Origin of the sequence: Porphyromonas levii DSM 23370, from assembly GCF_000379925.1 — a bacterium.
GTDB lineage: Bacteria > Bacteroidota > Bacteroidia > Bacteroidales > Porphyromonadaceae > Porphyromonas_A > Porphyromonas_A levii.
In genome coordinates this window covers 1-16,412 of record NZ_KB904216.1, presented here as the reverse complement: position 1 = coordinate 16,412, position 16,412 = coordinate 1, and the positions used below count along the sequence as shown (strand labels likewise).

The window sequence follows — 16,412 nt, the reverse complement described above, 5'->3', positions numbered from 1 at the left end:
AACATATTGATAATAATGGACAATCTAAAGACAAAGGTGCTGATTATTGGAGCTGGCCCTGCAGGATATACTGCAGCCATTTATGCCTCACGTGCGAGCTTATCTCCGATGCTTATCGAGGGTATGCAGCCAGGCGGTCAGCTTACTACTACCACAGACGTAGAAAACTTCCCAGGCTACCCAGAGGGAATCAACGGCTCACACATGATGCTTGATATTCGCAAGCAAGCTGAGCGCTTCGGCACCGATATGCGCGTGGGCGAAGTTACAAAGATAGACTTCTCCAAGCGTCCATTCCATGTAGAAGTCAATGGCGGCGAATATACCGTGGAGGCAGAGTCTGTTATCATCGCTACAGGAGCCAGAGCTAAGTATCTAGGTTTGGAGGACGAAAAGAAATACATGGGCATGGGGGTAAGCGGGTGTGCTACCTGCGATGGCTTCTTCTACCGTGGTAAGGATGTTGCCGTTGTAGGAGGCGGCGACACCGCTTGCGAAGAGGCTCTATATCTATCCGCTATCGCAAAGAAGGTATACCTAATCGTGCGTCGCGACGAGCTTCGTGCCTCTAAGGTAATGCAGGAGCGCGTACTCAAAGCCGAGAATATAGAGGTACTATGGGAGCACCAAACAGAAGGTCTCTATGGCGACAACGGTGTAGAGGGTGTTCACCTAGTCAAGCGCAAAGGCAAGGAAGACGAGAGCCACTACGATATCCCTGTACACGGCTTCTTCCTAGCTATCGGACACACCCCTAACGTGGGCTTCCTCGACGGTCAGATTGAACTAGACAACCAAGGCTATATCGCCACCAAGGACGGTATGCCTAATACCAATATCCCAGGTGTATTTGCCGCTGGTGACGTAGCTGACCCACACTTTCGCCAAGCTATCACTGCAGCAGCAAGTGGCTGTAAGGCAGCCATGATGGCAGAGCGTTGGCTAGGAGAAAATCCGCTATAAGCGCCAATACACATTACACAGATAGATAATACTGAGCCAAGAGAGACATTTCCCCTGTGGAATAACCTCTCTTGGCTCAGTTATTTCCTGCACATAGAGGAAAAGCTAGGGTTGGTTTCCGTCATGGCATTCAGCCCTAGTTGTCTTACCTTCTAGCTAGTAGGGAACAAGGGAATCCTATGTAAGTTGGTTGTTCAATAAGAATATAGTACATTTGTAATACATATTATTCTAGTTGCTAAAGTCCAATTCCATTTTTAACAAGTAGTATATTAGTAGTTACGCATGTATATATTTGAACCCATATCGGCATCTGATATACAGAAAAGCCTTTCGGCAGATTGCCGAGCACGGAGACTGGAAAAAAACATGTCCCAAAAGAGGCTTTCCCAAATTAGTGGAGTGCCACTCGCTACGCTACAGCGCTTTGAGCACACAGGAGAGATTTCCTTGTCGAGTTTTCTAAAAATAGGGAGAGCTTTGGGTTATGCCCAAGAACTCTTAGAGGTAATGAGCAAGCCAAAGTATGAGAGTCTCGACGATATGGTACGAATCAATAAGAACAAGGAAAGACAGAGAGGAACCGATGAAAAAGATTGATGTTATAAGTGTGCTATATCATGACAGATTGGTGGGACGACTAACAATGGGCGCCAACCATTCCTGTCTTTTCCAATATGACAAACAGTGGATTACCGAAGGATTCTCTATCTCACCTCTTAAGCTGCCCTTAAATTCAAATCTGTTCGAGGCGAGCTATCTTCCTTTTCGAGGCAACTTCGGGGTTTTTGAAGATAGTATGCCCGGAGGATATGGAGAGTATCTCCTTCAAAAAGAACTGAGCAAATACGGAGTAAGCTACCAAGCATTAGATCCCTTGCAAAGACTTAGTATTGTTGGGGCATCGGGTATGGGCGCTCTATGCTACGTTCCTAATAACGAAATAAATATCCCCAACAAACTTATGAGTCTTGACGATTTACAGAGAAAAGCACTCGATGTACTGTCGGAAAAGACTGATAAAGAAGCAGGGTGGCTCTATGTACAAAGCGGAAACTCGGGAGGAGTACGCCCTAAGGCACTCATAAAAAACGAGGATGGTAATTGGTTAGTTAAATTTAGACATACCTATGACTCAATAGATTCTGGAATTATTGAGTACCAATATAATATGGCGGCGAAAGAAGCGGGAATCATAGTCCCTCGCTTCAAATTATTTGAGAATCTCTTTTTCGGCGTAGAACGTTTCGATATTTCGCCAGATGGAGATCGTATTCACATGGTAACGGCTAGTGGTCTATTGGATGAAAGCATTAATCCCCCAAAGATGGACTACAAAACGCTTCTCTCTCTTACTGGATACATAACCCAAGATCATAAGGAGGTAGAACAACAATTCAGAAGAATGGTATTTAACTACTATGCGGAAAACTTCGATGATCACGCCAGAAACTTCTCTTTTCTCTTTAAGGAGGGACGATGGAAGTTAGCACCAGCTTACGATATGACGCACGAAAACCCTCTTGGTCAGCATGCTACCACTGTGAATTATAAGTCGAATCCAACAGAAGAAGACTTAATAGAAGCAGGGAAATTGGTGCAGATGAGTAGCGCCCTCTGTATGGACATCATACAGGAGGTAAAACCCATTGCTCTTAATCTATTAAAGGGATTGAAGGCAAAGAAGCTAGTGCGATAACCGCTGTCTCGCTCGTACCCCAACTAGCGACCTATCCCTCACAACCTTTCTACCTAAAGTAGATGACCATTTAATATATACTAATCCACCAATTTAATATATACTAGTCAATCTATTTAGTATATATTAGTCTGGTGGGTTAGTATATATTAAATGGTCACGTACTCTAGGAAGGCAGTTCAAGGGGTTAGGCGAGAACGCCCAAAGAGAGCATATGTAACGGTTGGCGACTACCTTTGGCGTTTATAGTAGGGGATATGCACTTTGAATCTAGGGTGGTGCAACACCACTGTTTGACTCTCTTCTCTAACTTCTTCAACTTTAAGGTGATAGTGATTATCCTTTATTTTAGTTGGTTTCCCAAAGTTTTTGATATCAAGTTCGATTATATCTCCCTCCTTAGGATCGAAGATTTGAGGTGTTATTTGTAATGATGATGCCTGAAATTGGTAGGAGATAGTACCTCCATAAAGAAGGGTGCTATTGTGCAATGTTACGCCAAACCCTGCCTTCTCCACCATAGTAACACATCTCAATATTTCGTTACTACTGTAGTATTTACGATCAGTACCGTATACCCCTGGAGAAATTATTTTATCCGCAGGTTTTATCCGCACATGAAGAGTGGCGCTCTCGCCAGTATCTCCTGTAGCTACAACATCCACTTCTCCTTCATTCAAACCATGCAGCTCCACGATACCTGTACCCCCGTTCCACCGCATAAAGAGCACCTCATCAGAATCAACCTTAGAGAGCTTCACATTCTCTCCTCCTCCGGTCAATCCTACAAAAAAGGCTCTATCATTAGGACAAATCTCTATATCCTTATGGCTAAAACTCAAAGTAGGTACTACAACACTGATTTTAAGCTTCGCCTTCTTATCGTGCGAGATAACCGTAGCAAACGTTTCACCCTCTAGTATACCCTTAATCCTTAGCGTATCCTTGCTGATAGACGCCGTAGCTATACGCGAATCATGGACATTAACCTTGTACTTCCCAGAGCCTCCCGAGAGTAGTATCTTACGCTCCACTTGACGATTAAGCGCTATTTCACTTAGCATCTCATCTCCCCCAATTTTAATGTCCGTTATTGGCACCAGCACCTCATGCTTACAAGCAGAAAAAGCAATCAGCAGAGTACTCATATAAAGCACAAACAGATAAAATCTATTAGTAGTCATACGTCTCATATTATATATATCAGTCAGTAACATTTACCCTGTAAGAGAGCTTCCACTTATTGCCATCCTTTTCGTCTATAATGATTACGAGCCAATGAGTACCCTTATTAGGAAATACAATCCAACTATCCTTTGGTTCAAAAGGTTTACCATCTATAGTATAAGTAATCACAGCATCATCAGCGGCAATATCATTAAAATAGGCATTGATTCTACGGGAGCTCTTACCACTCTTTTCAATCGTACGCAAAAATGGGGTTCGGGTAGGATCTGTTCGTTCTCTAACAAGAGACTTAGTTTTTAACGTCTCAATCGAAGAAAACTCCGACATCTTTCCATCACATAGAGTCCGTACCTTAAGTGAAATAGAGGTGTTGGGAATCAGGTGTTCCAGCATACACTTATTCTCCTTTACCACCTTATAGAGCTTGTATTCATCATCAGTGGTATTCTTTACCCATACTTCCCACGACCTGATAGAATCCCCCGATGCATCCCAAGTAATGAGTGCTTCTCTCTGGAATATCTCAGAATCTTTAATCATAATCTTGGTAGGCGGTAAGAGTGGCTTAGACGTAGTGTCTTGCTGGATATATAGTTCTCCTCTACCAAGAGCATCAGACACAGTAAAGCAGGACTCCTCATTTACCCTCTTCTCCATGTCTTTCTTCTTCCCCTCAATGTTCTGAATTGATGCCAACTGATTTGGCATACTCCACTGCTTAGGAGAAAAAGAGGAGAACTCCTCAAATCCCTCATTGGCAATAAGATTTGCGTGAGCTTCTGCCCTATGGCTTGCCAAGAATGAGAACACCGATAGGAAGCCCAATAATTTATATGTTATCCTCATAATTCGTTACTTCTTAATTTCATCCAACGTCACACCTATCCTGCTCGCTAGGTTAGTAGCTGCCCACAGCAAAGAGCCCTCCCGCTCCGCACTATCCAATAGCCTTTCCTTATCCCATAGTCCATTGCCAGAGCGCATCCCTTCTAGGAGCCCCTGTACCTCCTCCCGTTTGAAGAGTGGAGAACCATCGGCTTTTCGCACAAACTGCGCAGCATAAATCAGTCCATAACCCTGCGAAAGAAGCTGAAAAGCATACTTAGGTCGTTCTCTTAGATTCGTCATCGTATTGGCTCCTACGAGAGCATGAATAGCCCTAATCACTACTACTCTACCTAGTTCCTCCCTGATAATCCGAGCCTGCTCACGTATATCATCATAGCGGAACGTTTCCATCAGCATACGTCCTTCCACAAAAGCCCTAAAGATCCTATCACTACTCTTTCGGAGGGCAGGGATACCCTCCCCCTCAGCCCAAGGTCTCCAGTACCTGTAATAACCATAAGCCAAATCCCAGTGGTGCTCTAGAGCAGTATAATTATGTCCTGCACCTAATACCAAATTATCGTGATTGCTTTGGAGTGTATGATTAGCAAGAAGGTCATCATCAAGGTGTAAATTGAGTATCTTATCTAAGTAAATAGCTCCCATTACTCCAAATCTGAAAAGCTCGGCGACTACCAATCCTTTCTCCCCTACAAAAGCTATATTCTTATCTCCGATATTCACTCCCACATACCCCCCTTTTCCTACTTCCGCCTCTTGGAGCCTATGCTTATAGGGGACCTCAGCTCCATAGCCCGACAACTGAGCACTCGTCTCTATCAATTCATCCATATACCTCTGCACCTCCGACCTGAAAGGCTGCGCATAAGCCGAACCTGCAAGCTCGGAACGAGGTTTGAGACCAAACTCTCCTTCAGTAAATAACTTTTTAGTATCCGTATAGCTCTCTTCAGTCTGGATTTGGGCTGAGCGCATCTTCTGCTCATAAATATAATTGATAGGCGTACTAAGCAACTTACACTCCTGAATATCTACACTGCTTCGTCCATTCCGTACGAAGCGATACTCAGGCTCAGCAGAAATTGGCAAGACATAAGCACTCTCCACAACCTCTCCCGTTTTGTGCCCACAAGCACCAGCCAGCACCCATACCGCTAGCACTAGAATATACCTTATCTTCTTATTCATCTGTTTGAAATACATTACACCCCCTTAGGGCAAAATCATAAATTCACAGTAAGGGTTCTTCAGCCTATAAATTCCCTCCTCGTTCTGGTACAAATGCACAGCCAATGGCAATACTTCCACCACTTCATCTTTAGAGACAGCCTCTATCTTCGCCTCTACATGTGAATTTCGTGGACCCGAACCAGTTACAGAAAGGTATAGAGGGAAACCCGAACGCACCTTGAAGGTTACACGATACTCTTCAAAATTCTTCATCTTCGGAGCGTTAGTATTATTCTCGGAGTCTTCTCCCTTGTCACATACGACTTGTACTAGCTGCTTATGCTCATTGATATATGATACCACATACTTAGATTGAGGTTTCTTTGTCCTGCTACCATCCCTATCACTCTCTTCGAAAGAGCAACTCATGGTTATTGTATACTCTTCTCCCGATAGATTATCCTCCTCCCCAGGGTAAGTATAGGCTTCTAGTGCCAAATCGGGGTCGCAAGGGCGCACTACGATATTACCATTCATCTGTTCAGGAGCCTCTATCCCAGTAAAAGGGAAAAGTGTATCATAATCCTCAGGCTCCACCTCTTCGCACTGCTTATTACAGGCATACAACGTTGGTACTAGTATCATTAGTAGTAGCCATCGTCGTAGTATTATACCGTCTCTCTTTTTCATTACCTTCAGTAGTATGTATTATATCAATCGCGCTTATTATCATAGATCTCAGCAATCATTCCGGTAGGTTCTCCATCGGGAGCCAAATGCTTGCTCACGTACCGCCAACTACGAGTCTTAGGATGATACATACGTACTAATTCGCATACGAAGTGATCGCCCACACGCTCAAAGTCGCAGAAGACTTCATTTTTACTATACCTAATTCCTGGTCGAAATGATAGTCCTCGATCTGTACCTGTATAGCCTGAACCTAAGCCAGTCAGTTCGATTTGCACATCGACCAAACTTGCATTGTATATGAATACACGATAGCGTCGATCCTTACTTTGCTTAAGCCATTTTTTAAAGTTGCTCTCTTGTGCAATTATATAGTTACTCCCAAAGTATTCTCGATCTCCTTTGTGAATTCTTAGCTGAGGATAACGCATCCCTTCAAAGCAGTTTCTATTCTCCACCGATTTCTCTACCGCATGTGTCATTTCCTCAGGCGAAGTCACCCGTTCAAACCGAATAAATGTCTTCGATTTCGTACTATACATAGGGGTTTCGAAGACCAAGCGATCATCTATATCCTTGAATCGGAAAAGAAAGTCGGACGAAGCCTGGTAGAGGTCGTTGACCAGCTGATGGAGGTACCCATACGAAGTAAAACTAAGTTGCACACCTGAGACTTGCTTAAGCTCATAGGCACACACACTTGATGTTGTAGCCGATTTGCTATCAAAATCTGACCGCATCTCTACACGCCCTTCGGGGTCGAACTTCATCCAAAAGTAGTGACCTCCTACACCATAATCCTGCGAATAATCTTTTTTGGTAAACTTTTCCAACGGATTGGCAAACAGCAGAGAGTCTGTATTGGAGAAATAGGTTACCTTCCAACCATAGGGTGCTTCCACCAACTCTGATCTAAGATCCGATATGCTCTTCGCACTACGCTCTGCTGGTGTCTCAATGAATACAGACTGCTGTGTACAGGAGCCGAGTAAGCAAAATGCCCCAAGCCACACAGATACTATGTTAATCTTATATCTCATGATTCTTTTTCTTTTTCTTCCTTGGATGTATACAACTTCATTAGCTTATGGGCAGAGCGTTGCATCTGCACCAGATTAACTCCTAGGTTTTTTGAGTAATAGTTCCTGACAAACTCTAGTTTCTCTGCCAGCTCTTTGTGTGCTTGCTTAGCCTCCTCCATAACCTTCTGCTCTTCTTCTTCATCATATCCGGGAGGGGGTGTATTGGCATTCTTAAGAGCTTGCTTAAGCTCTCGAGGCGTATGCAAAAGTGATACACTTACCATTTCCGCAAAATCATCCGGTGCAGATAACAAAGCATTTAGTGTGATGCAGCCATACCTATTTGCATATTTGCTAATCTTCCAAATATCATTTCGGGTGTTAATATTTTTCTGCACCTTAGCTAAGTAGTCGGCAGTAGAGTAGTGGTATCTATGAGAGCTAATGGATAAGAATACATCCCTATCATAGGGAAAAAGCTCAGAGAGTCGATGTGCAAACTGATGATGTACGCTCCTCATAAGTGCGTATACCTTAGTTTCATCTTTGGCATCGAAGTCATTTACGTTATAGAGGTGCATTTCCGTACCAGTAGCAGCCCTATTAGCAAGGTGTTCAAAGCCATAAAAGTCTATATTCTTCCCACCATACAGATAGAGCTTAATAGGAGCTTTGCCAAACAAATACTTACTGCCACCAAAGGTGTCTTGGCTGTAAAGGTCTATCCAGAGCCTCTTGGCAGTCTCTAATACTTCCCTTACCTTATCCTCTTTGGGCGGGTAAGTGTAGCTTCCCACCTCAGCCGCATTTCGATCCCAGTGATAAACCACCTCTATACCATATGGTAATGTAAGCGTCTCTTTAATCCATTGATCTAGATCCGTATGGCTTCGTAGCACCTTATTCTGCTCCACGGCACTCACCTCTGAGAGCTTATCCCTAGTACAAGAAATAGAGAGTAGAGCACTCAAGAGTATGAGCCCTAATAGTCTTTTATTCTTTATCATCATACCTTTATATTGTTTCATAAGATTTATCGAATATTAGGCTCTAACCCCCTATTAATAGCCTCCACAGGGATTTGTAGGAGCTTTCGGGGATCCTCCTTGAGTAGCGGTCTGTATAGTGCACTCTTGGAGTCTCGCTTTACCGGCATATAGAAACGACGAATATCGAACCACCTCATGCCCTCATGTACGAACTCCTTCTGGCGGAAATCCGTGATAATCTTGATGAGCGCTAGTTGCTTGATGGTCATGCCATAGAAGGGGGTGTAGATATCGTAGTTCTTACTATCTGTCCAGGTATAATCCGTCCGCCCACAGGTGAGATCTATCCCAAACTTTGAGCGGAGGTAGACCAAGAGATCATCTATAGAGCGCTCGTATTCCCCTAACATTGCATACGCTTCCATCCTATTGAGCATCACCTCATCGGTAGTTAGAAGCACATTGGTTACGTATAGTCCCCTGGGCTTGCTCCCTTCATGACCATAGATCGATAGTTCATCGAACTTTGCCACATACTGTCCGTCACTTATTGGAGCAGTACTATGCCTGAAGAGATATGATTGATACATATTGAGGTTCTTTGCGCTGTTACAGCTCTCTATACCCTTCTTATCGAAAATATATCTCATCCCGTGAGTAGTTATACCGTATTTATCTGTGGCTATACTCCTAGCCCATCTCGACTCAGTAGCAGTCATCAGAAGGTTTGCAGGCTCTTCAGTACTGGTGTAGAGCCTATATAAGCGCCCTCGGTCGTTAGAGAGTTTCTCCGCATACCCTTTCCAGCTCCTCAAGACTTGACCTGGGTCGTAACCCAATACATAATTGGCATAGGCGACTACTGTCTTCCATTCCCCCTTCATCAGATAGAAGCGACTAGCAAAGGCGTACGCAGCCTTCTTATTGAAGTGGAACTTTGGGTGCTGGTAATACTGATCATTAACCAGCGAAATACCTCTCTTTAGATCCTGTTCTATGTGAGCATAGACCTCCGCTACCGTACCACGGTTATACGTGACCAAAGCGTGCTTTTCCGGCTGTATACTATAGGGGATGCCAAGTGCCGTTTTCGACTTACCAGGACTATAGGGCTCCGACCATATATTTACGAGCATGAAGTGTAGGTAGGCGCGCAATAGAAACGCCTCTCCATACAGCGCCTTCACCCTATCGCTCTTGGGGTACTTGGCCAGTAGTTCAAGCGCTTTATTGGCTTGGGCTATACCTCTATAGCAGGCATTCCAGTAGTTGAGCGGAGTATCCAAGTCTTCGTGGTCATAGTCCTCCCAGAAGTACATCGCCTCATTGAGCCTCGTGTGCGACCCATGGACACGTTCGCTCACATTATCGGTCCGCGCCTCTAGAAAAGCAAAGTAGCTAGCATCGGGATACGCACCAGCCAGTAGCTCAGCTATCTTTTCCTCACTATCTATATCCACATCCAGCGATGAATTGGGGCTTTGGCTCAAGAACTTCTGGCAAGAGCTGAGTGCTATAGTTACTATTAGCAGAATAAATATCTTCTTTATCGGCATAGTTGCAGGGGATTAGAAAGAAACATTCAATGTCATAGTCAGCTGCCGTGGTGTAGGCAGAGAGACCCCTCCAGAACGGTAATACTCAGGGTCTTGGTTCTTCAGCTTCTTATCGGCATAGATAAGGAAAGGATTGGTCATATTTACCCTTAGACCAGCACTCTGTAGCTTCAGCTGTTCGGTAATACTATGAGGGAGCGTGTATCCGAGGGATATATTCTTCATACGTACAAAGCTCCCGTCTGCCACTCGTACCTGAGAGTAGTTGTAGGTGTTATAGGCACGCTCAATATTCTCGGTGCCTATCTGTCGTATCAGGTCTTGAGATGGGAGGGTAGGCACATCGGTCTTCAGCTCGTCGCCTGGATTGAGCCAACGGTCATAGTATGACTTGGAGAATACATTGAGATCTGCGAAGGAGGGGTCGAAGGTCGGATTGAGCCTAATCTTATTCCCTGCCTGCATGGTGATGAAGAACGATAGTTCCCAACTCTTATACCTCAAGGTGTTGGAAAGCCCACCGATATACCTAGGCTCTACTGAACCGTGATAGATGAGGTAGGTCTTAGAGTACTGAGCATCGAGGAAGTCAGCCCCATGCACGTGGGCATACTCGCTCTTATTGGAGGGATACAGACCGAAGTCAAAAGTAGGGAGACCATCTCGGCTGAGTCCTTGGAAGTTGAAAGAGAAGAGCGACCCTCTAGGGAAGTCTACTATATTACCTCTTCCAGCACCCGATACCATATCGAAAGTATTCGGGGTATTGAGCAAACGGGTTATCTTCTGGTCCATAGCACTAAGCGTGAGGCTTGTAGACCAAGAGAAGTCCTCAGTATCTATATTCTTAGAGTGAATCATAAGCTCTACCCCTCTTGTGCGCATGTCTCCGAAGTTGGCATACTTGTAGTATTGCCCACCTACACCCGAAGTACGTACTAGGTCGATGAGGTCAAACGAATTGCGTTGGTACACATCGATAGTGGTATTGATTCGTCCTCCGAAGAGCTTAAGGTCGGCTCCTATATTTAGCTCATACATCTTCTCCCAAGTGAGATCCCTATTCTCCAAGTGTAATATCCTAAGTGCGTTCTCTCTATCGCCAATATTGTACCTATTGGTAATAAAGTTTTTATACACCGCTGTAGAGTTGATTGCCTCCTCGTTCATCTTAGCAGTAAGACCATAACTAGCCCTAAGTGCTAGCCCTGATATAGCGGTGAAGTCCTGCATAAACTCCTCCCTATCTATATTCCACTTCGCCCCGATATTCCAAGTAGGGAGCCAACGTGATACAGCAGACTTCCCTGCCGTATTTGATCCCTCGTAATTGAGGATGGCATTCAAGATATACTTATTCTGATACCCATAGGTAGCGCTTCCCGAAAATGTGACCCCGCGCTCATAGGTATCGAGCAAAGAGAAGTAGCTCTCCCCCTCATTGGTCAGCTTCTGGAAGATCCGGGCATCGGTAAAGATTTGATTCCCTCTGTCATACTGTATGCCATAGCCTTGGAAGGGATTGATGCGCCTATCGGTAGAGCGCACCTCGGTAAAGGCGAAAGCTCGCACATCGTGTGCCCCATACCGCTTGTCCCACTCTACAGCAAAGCGCCCCAAGTAGCTCTTTAGCGAAGTCTCGACCTTATTAAAGATACCACCGTGTGACAGTGCCACTTGTGGCTGAAGTAAAGGATTGTCCTTATCCTTCAGGAGGTAGATGTTTTGCTGCGCCACCACGGGCGTCTCATTCGCCCGAAACGCTTGTATTACATTCGAACGCTCCTTAATGAAGTGCGCGGTACTAGTATTCGCCTGTCGCACCACCCCTAGGGCAGTCAGCTTAAGTTCGGGCATTACGGTATATTCCACCTCACCCTGTACCTTGAAGTCCAAGACATCTGTCTGCATATAATTATTGTCGTACTCATTGAGGATATTAAATGGCGCCCAATTATTACGATAGTAGGCTAGTGAACCATCGGCATTGCGTGGCGAAAGTGTGCGGCTCGTACCCACCGCATAGGAGAAGGGGTTGATATCGAAATCTCGCTCAAAGGCTCCTATTACCACGTTCTTCCTTTGTGGAATCGTGCCTGGTGCTTTCTGATGGCGCATATTACCCTGTGCCGATAGGGTTGTCTTGACCTTATCACCCCAGTGAAATACATTCTTGAGGTGGGCAGTAAGCCTGCGCACACCATCGGCACGCGTCCACCCTTTATCGTTATAGAACCCTACCGAAGCATAGGTCGAAGAGTGCTCACCGCCCGAGGTAAAGCTCACGGTATGGCTGTGGATAGGACGGTAGGTGAATAGTTCCCTAAACCAATCGGTATTGGCATACTCGCGCTCCTTTAAGAATGCCAGCTTCGCCTCCTCCGTATTCGGCAAATAGAAGGTCCCTGTCTCGGGATTAATCGTACTCAGTGCCTTGTACATCTGATAGTACACCCCACTACGCCTACCATAGAGAGCGTCACTAAAGCCAAAGTAGCCCTTCTTCTCCATCTCCATATACACCGACATGGTCTCTTGGGAATTGAGGAGGTCAAACTGTGCGTACTTGGGCATCATCCTAGTACTCAGCTCATAGGTATAGGAGACTCTGTTGGGCGTATTGCGCCTACCCGACTTGGTGGTAATGACCAGCACGCCATTGAGTGCACGGGCTCCATAGATAGAGGTCGCTGAAGCGTCCTTAAGCACCTGTATATCCTCTATATCGGAGGGATTGAGACCAGCGACCGCCGAACTAATCAGCGTCACAGCATCACCCGAAGCCAATTGATCTAGTGTAAGCGATACTAAGTCCTCATATACCGCACCATCGATTACCCACAAAGGTTGCACGTTACCCATAATAGAGGCTCCACCTCGGATATTAATGCGTGGTGCGGAGCCAAACGACCCCGAGATATTCTGTATAGAAAGCCCTGCCACACGCCCCTCCAGCATACGCGAGACATCGCTCACACCTTCGAGCTTAATATCCTGTAGTTTTACAGAAGTGGCAGCACCGGTATACACTCTATTTTTAATCTTCTGATACCCCGTAACCACCACTTCGTCTATCACGGTGGTATTCTCCTCGAGTATTATGGTCATGTGCTGAGAAGCTATCCTTACCTTCTGAGTAATCATACCCACAAAGCTCACCTCGAGCACTTCACCCTTCTGAGCTATTATCTCGAACTCCCCCTTCGCATTCGTCACTGCTCCTCGCTCCTTAGTCACCTTTACTGTAGCCCCAGGCAAAGGAGCTTTATCAGTCGTGTACACTACGCCCCTTACCTTCATCGGTTGCTGAGCTAGGGAGGGAAGTATCCCGACCATTATGATGACTGTAAGGGCAAGCAGTTTCCTTATCATTTTGTAGCTATTCATATTCTATACTTTTGCGGCTGTGATACTATCAAAAATGGTACGTGAACCCTCCGAAAATACCTCGTGGATGACCTGCACGTACGCCCGAGGGGTGACGCGAGGTGATATACACCTTATTGGCAAGGTTGATGGCATTCAGAGAAATTGTAAGTTTATCGGTAGGGCGCCAGTTGAGAGAGGCATCAATAATAGTATGCGCTGGCACACACTCCGCGTGCGCTATGACACCTTGCCCAGGGGTCGTGCGCATATCGCTATTGTAGCGCATGCTCACAGTGGCATCCACACGCTTGTACTCCGCTCCTAGCTGCACATTCAGAGCATGCTTATAGATATAGGGTATCTCATCGCCCACGTGCACGCTTCCCCAAGAGCTACTCTCAAACTCATTTTTCATCTCGGTATCAGTGTAGGTGTAGGAGATCTGCAGGGGAAGTTGGAGATCGTGACGCTCGCCAATCAATTGTGCTTGAACTAATACCTCTACCCCCTTGACCACTGCAGCGCCTACATTAAACTGTTCGAGCGTACCTTGTCCACCGGCGGCCGATAGGTCGCTTCCTAACATATTGCTATAATCATTGTAGAAACCAATAACCTCGGCCTTTATGAGCGATGTATTGAGACGAGTGCCCACCTCTATATTGACACTACTCTCAGGCTTCTGGTAGAGGACAGCACTAGGAGGCGCAAAGCCCTTGTGCACGCCTGAAAATAGGGAGAGCCACTTCAGGGGATCATAGCTCACACCAAGGCTTGGGATAATTGCTTTTGCACTATTGCGGGTCTCGATACGTACCCCTCCTGTACGGCGAAGGTCGGCAGAGGTATAGTCTTTCTTGAGTAGCGCCACATCCTCGTATCGCAAACCGGCTGTTACGGTTAGCTTTTCCCATCTTACTTTATTGAGGATATAGGCTGCAATAGCTCGGGCTGAGGTCACTCTATTGGCCTGGGTGCCAGGTATCCCTGGATAAAATAACGATACCTCTCCGCCCTTGATAGCGTAACCATCATCCCACTGAAACCTATCCTCCTCATCGGCATGCAAGCGTACCGCACCCTCTAGGTTGTTGTATACACTCCCCAGACTAAAGTTGTACTCTACACGGGTCTGTATACCTCTAGACTTATAGCCCCTATTATTGGCACGTGCCATTAGTGCTTCACCCTCATAATCCCTTCTACCTGATAGGATATCATAGTAGAGGGCATTGGTCTCAGGGTCGGCAAGGACAGCGTCTATACCTCGCTTCTCACCCTTGGAAGCACCTACACGCACGTCATTGAGCTTGTACCAATTACGGTGAAAGGTATTGTAATAAGCTTGTGTGGTGACCTTGAGATTAGGCGTAAACTCCAGTAGATAGGTGGCTACCGACTGTGTGTACCTCGACTTCATATTATCCATCCTAGAGCCAGGATAGCGGAGATAGGGGGTGAGACCAAAGTCGGACTCTGTAAGACCCACGTAGCTCTCATGCGAGTACTCGTCGGCATACCCCCACTTTAGTTCGAGTGCATGTTGGATTCCCTCAGAATCTCTATCGGTATTAAAGAGTAGCTTGGCGAGCACATCATTGCGGTGAAATCCGAGTTTGTCGCCATTGGCAAACTGTCGATAGCCATCCGATTGGTGCCTTAGGTATTCTACAAGATACCCGAAGTGGGTAGAGCGATTACCCATATTTACATGACCCTTCAGCGTATTATTACTACCATAGGATAGCGATACCTTTCCCCCAAAACTCTGAGGGATAGGGGTAGAGACCATATTGATAGCCCCACCAGTAGTGAAAGGACCATACTGCACTTGGCTACTACCCTTGAGTACTTCTACTGCGTGCATACGCGCTGCATTAGGGAAGTAATAGGCGGCAGGCGAAGAGTAGGGCGCTGGGGCTGCCAGTACACCATCCTCCATGATAGAGACACGCTCGCTTCGCTCTGCCGTGGTACCACGCAGACTAATATTAGGGCGAAGGCCATAGCCATCCTCTTCATACATATTTACCCCGGGGACGGAGCGTAGCATACGTATCACATCGGTGTAGCCCAGTTTCTGTATCTCTCTTGGAGATAAGAAGTAGGCAGAACCTGTACGATGACGTGCTTGGAACTTACTGCCCAGAAGAGGTCGTGATACCACGACAAAGTCTTTGAGCATATAAGTGGTGTCGGGCTCAGCCTCTGTCTTGTGTTGGGCTAGAAGAGTGTGTGGCACCATAGCCACAGCACATAGGGAGAGTAATAACTGCAATCGTTTCATTGTAGTAGGTCCGAAAACCTTAGTCCTCAGCGCTTATTGTTTTGAAATCTTAAATGAGTAACCTAAACCCTTCGCTCAAGTATACCACACGCGTGGTAATCGGCACTACACACATCTCGAGCCAAAAGTCTATGATTTATCGAGCGCAAAGATACCCAAATAGGATGCCTCGAATGATCACAACATTTAGGGTATTTAACCGGAATTCTCTACCTACAATTAGGTATTTTTGCACTCTGATCCTTTCATTGTGTACTCCCATTCCTATAGCAATCGTTAAAATGAGTGTTACCTAGCTTGGGTCTACTACATGCCACATAGTATACACCCAAATGCTAGTAGCTAGCGCACATCATATGGCTCGCCAGAGTAGTGAAATTTATTCCTACCTAGATTCCGCAAAGTATGCGTTAGCCCCTGATTATTAGTAGGTGGCGCTATTGATAATTAAAGCCCTGTATTCAAGGAGAATACAGGGCTTATGTCCAGATTTTTTTGTATCTTTATGTTCGTATAGATATTACAAAAAATTATAGAGGACTTGTTATGGCAAAGGTACAATTTATTAGCACAAATCGCAAGACTGCAATCGGGGGAGCTCAATTTTTCATCTCATATTGGGAGAAAATA

At 45.6% G+C, this 16,412-nt stretch carries 12 protein-coding genes; 3 read left to right on the top strand and 9 right to left on the bottom strand.

What is annotated here, in order from left to right; all coding sequences use genetic code 11:
* The first annotated feature begins 15 nt into the window (after positions 1-15).
* From trxB to A3GG_RS0101225, 3 genes are all read left to right on the top strand, one after another.
* Positions 16-963 carry a thioredoxin-disulfide reductase gene (gene trxB / locus A3GG_RS0101235; RefSeq protein WP_018357517.1) on the top strand — a complete coding sequence of 316 codons (948 nt, stop codon included), beginning with the start codon at positions 16-18 and terminating at the stop codon, positions 961-963.
* A 285-nt stretch (positions 964-1,248) separates the two neighbouring features.
* On the top strand, positions 1,249-1,563 hold the full coding sequence (locus tag A3GG_RS0101230) for a helix-turn-helix domain-containing protein (protein WP_018357516.1): 315 nt from the start codon (positions 1,249-1,251) through the stop codon (positions 1,561-1,563).
* A complete protein-coding gene (locus tag A3GG_RS0101225) occupies positions 1,550-2,662 on the top strand; it encodes a type II toxin-antitoxin system HipA family toxin (RefSeq protein ID WP_018357515.1) in 1,113 nt (370 codons plus the stop codon). Before A3GG_RS0101230 ends, A3GG_RS0101225 begins: the two co-directional genes overlap by 14 nt.
* Positions 2,663-2,892: 230 nt before the next feature.
* On the opposite strand, the gene A3GG_RS0101220 is transcribed toward A3GG_RS0101225, so the two are convergent.
* Genes A3GG_RS0101220 through A3GG_RS0101180 form a run of 9 tightly spaced genes read right to left on the bottom strand, consistent with a single transcriptional unit; the run spans position 2,893 to position 15,782 of the window.
* Positions 2,893-3,855 carry a hypothetical protein gene (locus A3GG_RS0101220; RefSeq protein ID WP_156808630.1) on the bottom strand — a complete coding sequence of 321 codons (963 nt, stop codon included), beginning with the start codon at positions 3,853-3,855 and terminating at the stop codon, positions 2,893-2,895.
* 10 nt (positions 3,856-3,865) lie between these two features.
* Entirely contained in the window at positions 3,866-4,696 is an 831-nt protein-coding gene (locus tag A3GG_RS0101215; RefSeq protein WP_018357513.1) for a fibronectin type III domain-containing protein, read from the bottom strand.
* A gap of 6 nt (positions 4,697-4,702) precedes the next feature.
* Positions 4,703-5,887, bottom strand: a complete 1,185-nt coding sequence (locus A3GG_RS0101210; RefSeq protein ID WP_018357512.1) for a DUF4856 domain-containing protein — start codon at positions 5,885-5,887, stop codon at positions 4,703-4,705.
* 24 nt (positions 5,888-5,911) lie between these two features.
* Complete coding sequence (locus A3GG_RS0101205) at positions 5,912-6,559, bottom strand: hypothetical protein (RefSeq protein ID WP_033408099.1); 648 nt, start codon at positions 6,557-6,559, stop codon at positions 5,912-5,914.
* Between the two features lie 23 nt (positions 6,560-6,582).
* Positions 6,583-7,599 (bottom strand): DUF4302 domain-containing protein, encoded by a 1,017-nt coding sequence (locus A3GG_RS0101200; RefSeq protein WP_018357510.1) that lies wholly within the window; start codon positions 7,597-7,599, stop codon positions 6,583-6,585.
* A complete protein-coding gene (locus tag A3GG_RS0101195; RefSeq protein ID WP_033408105.1) occupies positions 7,596-8,591 on the bottom strand; it encodes a putative zinc-binding metallopeptidase in 996 nt (331 codons plus the stop codon). Before A3GG_RS0101195 ends, A3GG_RS0101200 begins: the two co-directional genes overlap by 4 nt.
* Before the next feature lie 23 nt (positions 8,592-8,614).
* Positions 8,615-10,126, bottom strand: coding sequence for a RagB/SusD family nutrient uptake outer membrane protein (locus A3GG_RS0101190; RefSeq protein ID WP_018357508.1), 1,512 nt, complete (start codon positions 10,124-10,126; stop codon positions 8,615-8,617).
* 12 nt (positions 10,127-10,138) lie between these two features.
* Positions 10,139-13,513 carry a SusC/RagA family TonB-linked outer membrane protein gene (locus A3GG_RS0101185; protein ID WP_018357507.1) on the bottom strand — a complete coding sequence of 1,125 codons (3,375 nt, stop codon included), beginning with the start codon at positions 13,511-13,513 and terminating at the stop codon, positions 10,139-10,141.
* 28 nt (positions 13,514-13,541) lie between these two features.
* A complete protein-coding gene (locus A3GG_RS0101180) occupies positions 13,542-15,782 on the bottom strand; it encodes a TonB-dependent receptor family protein (RefSeq protein ID WP_018357506.1) in 2,241 nt (746 codons plus the stop codon).
* Between the last annotated feature and the right edge of the window lie 630 nt (positions 15,783-16,412).

What these genes read in the sequence shown, in the direction of transcription:
- trxB (WP_018357517.1), top strand. Translation starts at nt 16, where the DNA reads ATGGACAATCTAAAGACAAAGGTGCTGATTATTGGAGCTGGCCCTGCA.
- A3GG_RS0101230 (WP_018357516.1), top strand. Translation starts at nt 1,249, where the DNA reads ATGTATATATTTGAACCCATATCGGCATCTGATATACAGAAAAGCCTT.
- A3GG_RS0101225 (WP_018357515.1), top strand. Translation starts at nt 1,550, where the DNA reads ATGAAAAAGATTGATGTTATAAGTGTGCTATATCATGACAGATTGGTG.
- A3GG_RS0101220 (WP_156808630.1), bottom strand. Translation starts at nt 3,855, where the DNA reads ATGAGACGTATGACTACTAATAGATTTTATCTGTTTGTGCTTTATATG.
- A3GG_RS0101215 (WP_018357513.1), bottom strand. Translation starts at nt 4,696, where the DNA reads ATGAGGATAACATATAAATTATTGGGCTTCCTATCGGTGTTCTCATTC.
- A3GG_RS0101210 (WP_018357512.1), bottom strand. Translation starts at nt 5,887, where the DNA reads ATGAATAAGAAGATAAGGTATATTCTAGTGCTAGCGGTATGGGTGCTG.
- A3GG_RS0101205 (WP_033408099.1), bottom strand. Translation starts at nt 6,559, where the DNA reads ATGAAAAAGAGAGACGGTATAATACTACGACGATGGCTACTACTAATG.
- A3GG_RS0101200 (WP_018357510.1), bottom strand. Translation starts at nt 7,599, where the DNA reads ATGAGATATAAGATTAACATAGTATCTGTGTGGCTTGGGGCATTTTGC.
- A3GG_RS0101195 (WP_033408105.1), bottom strand. Translation starts at nt 8,591, where the DNA reads ATGATGATAAAGAATAAAAGACTATTAGGGCTCATACTCTTGAGTGCT.
- A3GG_RS0101190 (WP_018357508.1), bottom strand. Translation starts at nt 10,126, where the DNA reads ATGCCGATAAAGAAGATATTTATTCTGCTAATAGTAACTATAGCACTC.
- A3GG_RS0101185 (WP_018357507.1), bottom strand. Translation starts at nt 13,513, where the DNA reads ATGAATAGCTACAAAATGATAAGGAAACTGCTTGCCCTTACAGTCATC.
- A3GG_RS0101180 (WP_018357506.1), bottom strand. Translation starts at nt 15,782, where the DNA reads ATGAAACGATTGCAGTTATTACTCTCCCTATGTGCTGTGGCTATGGTG.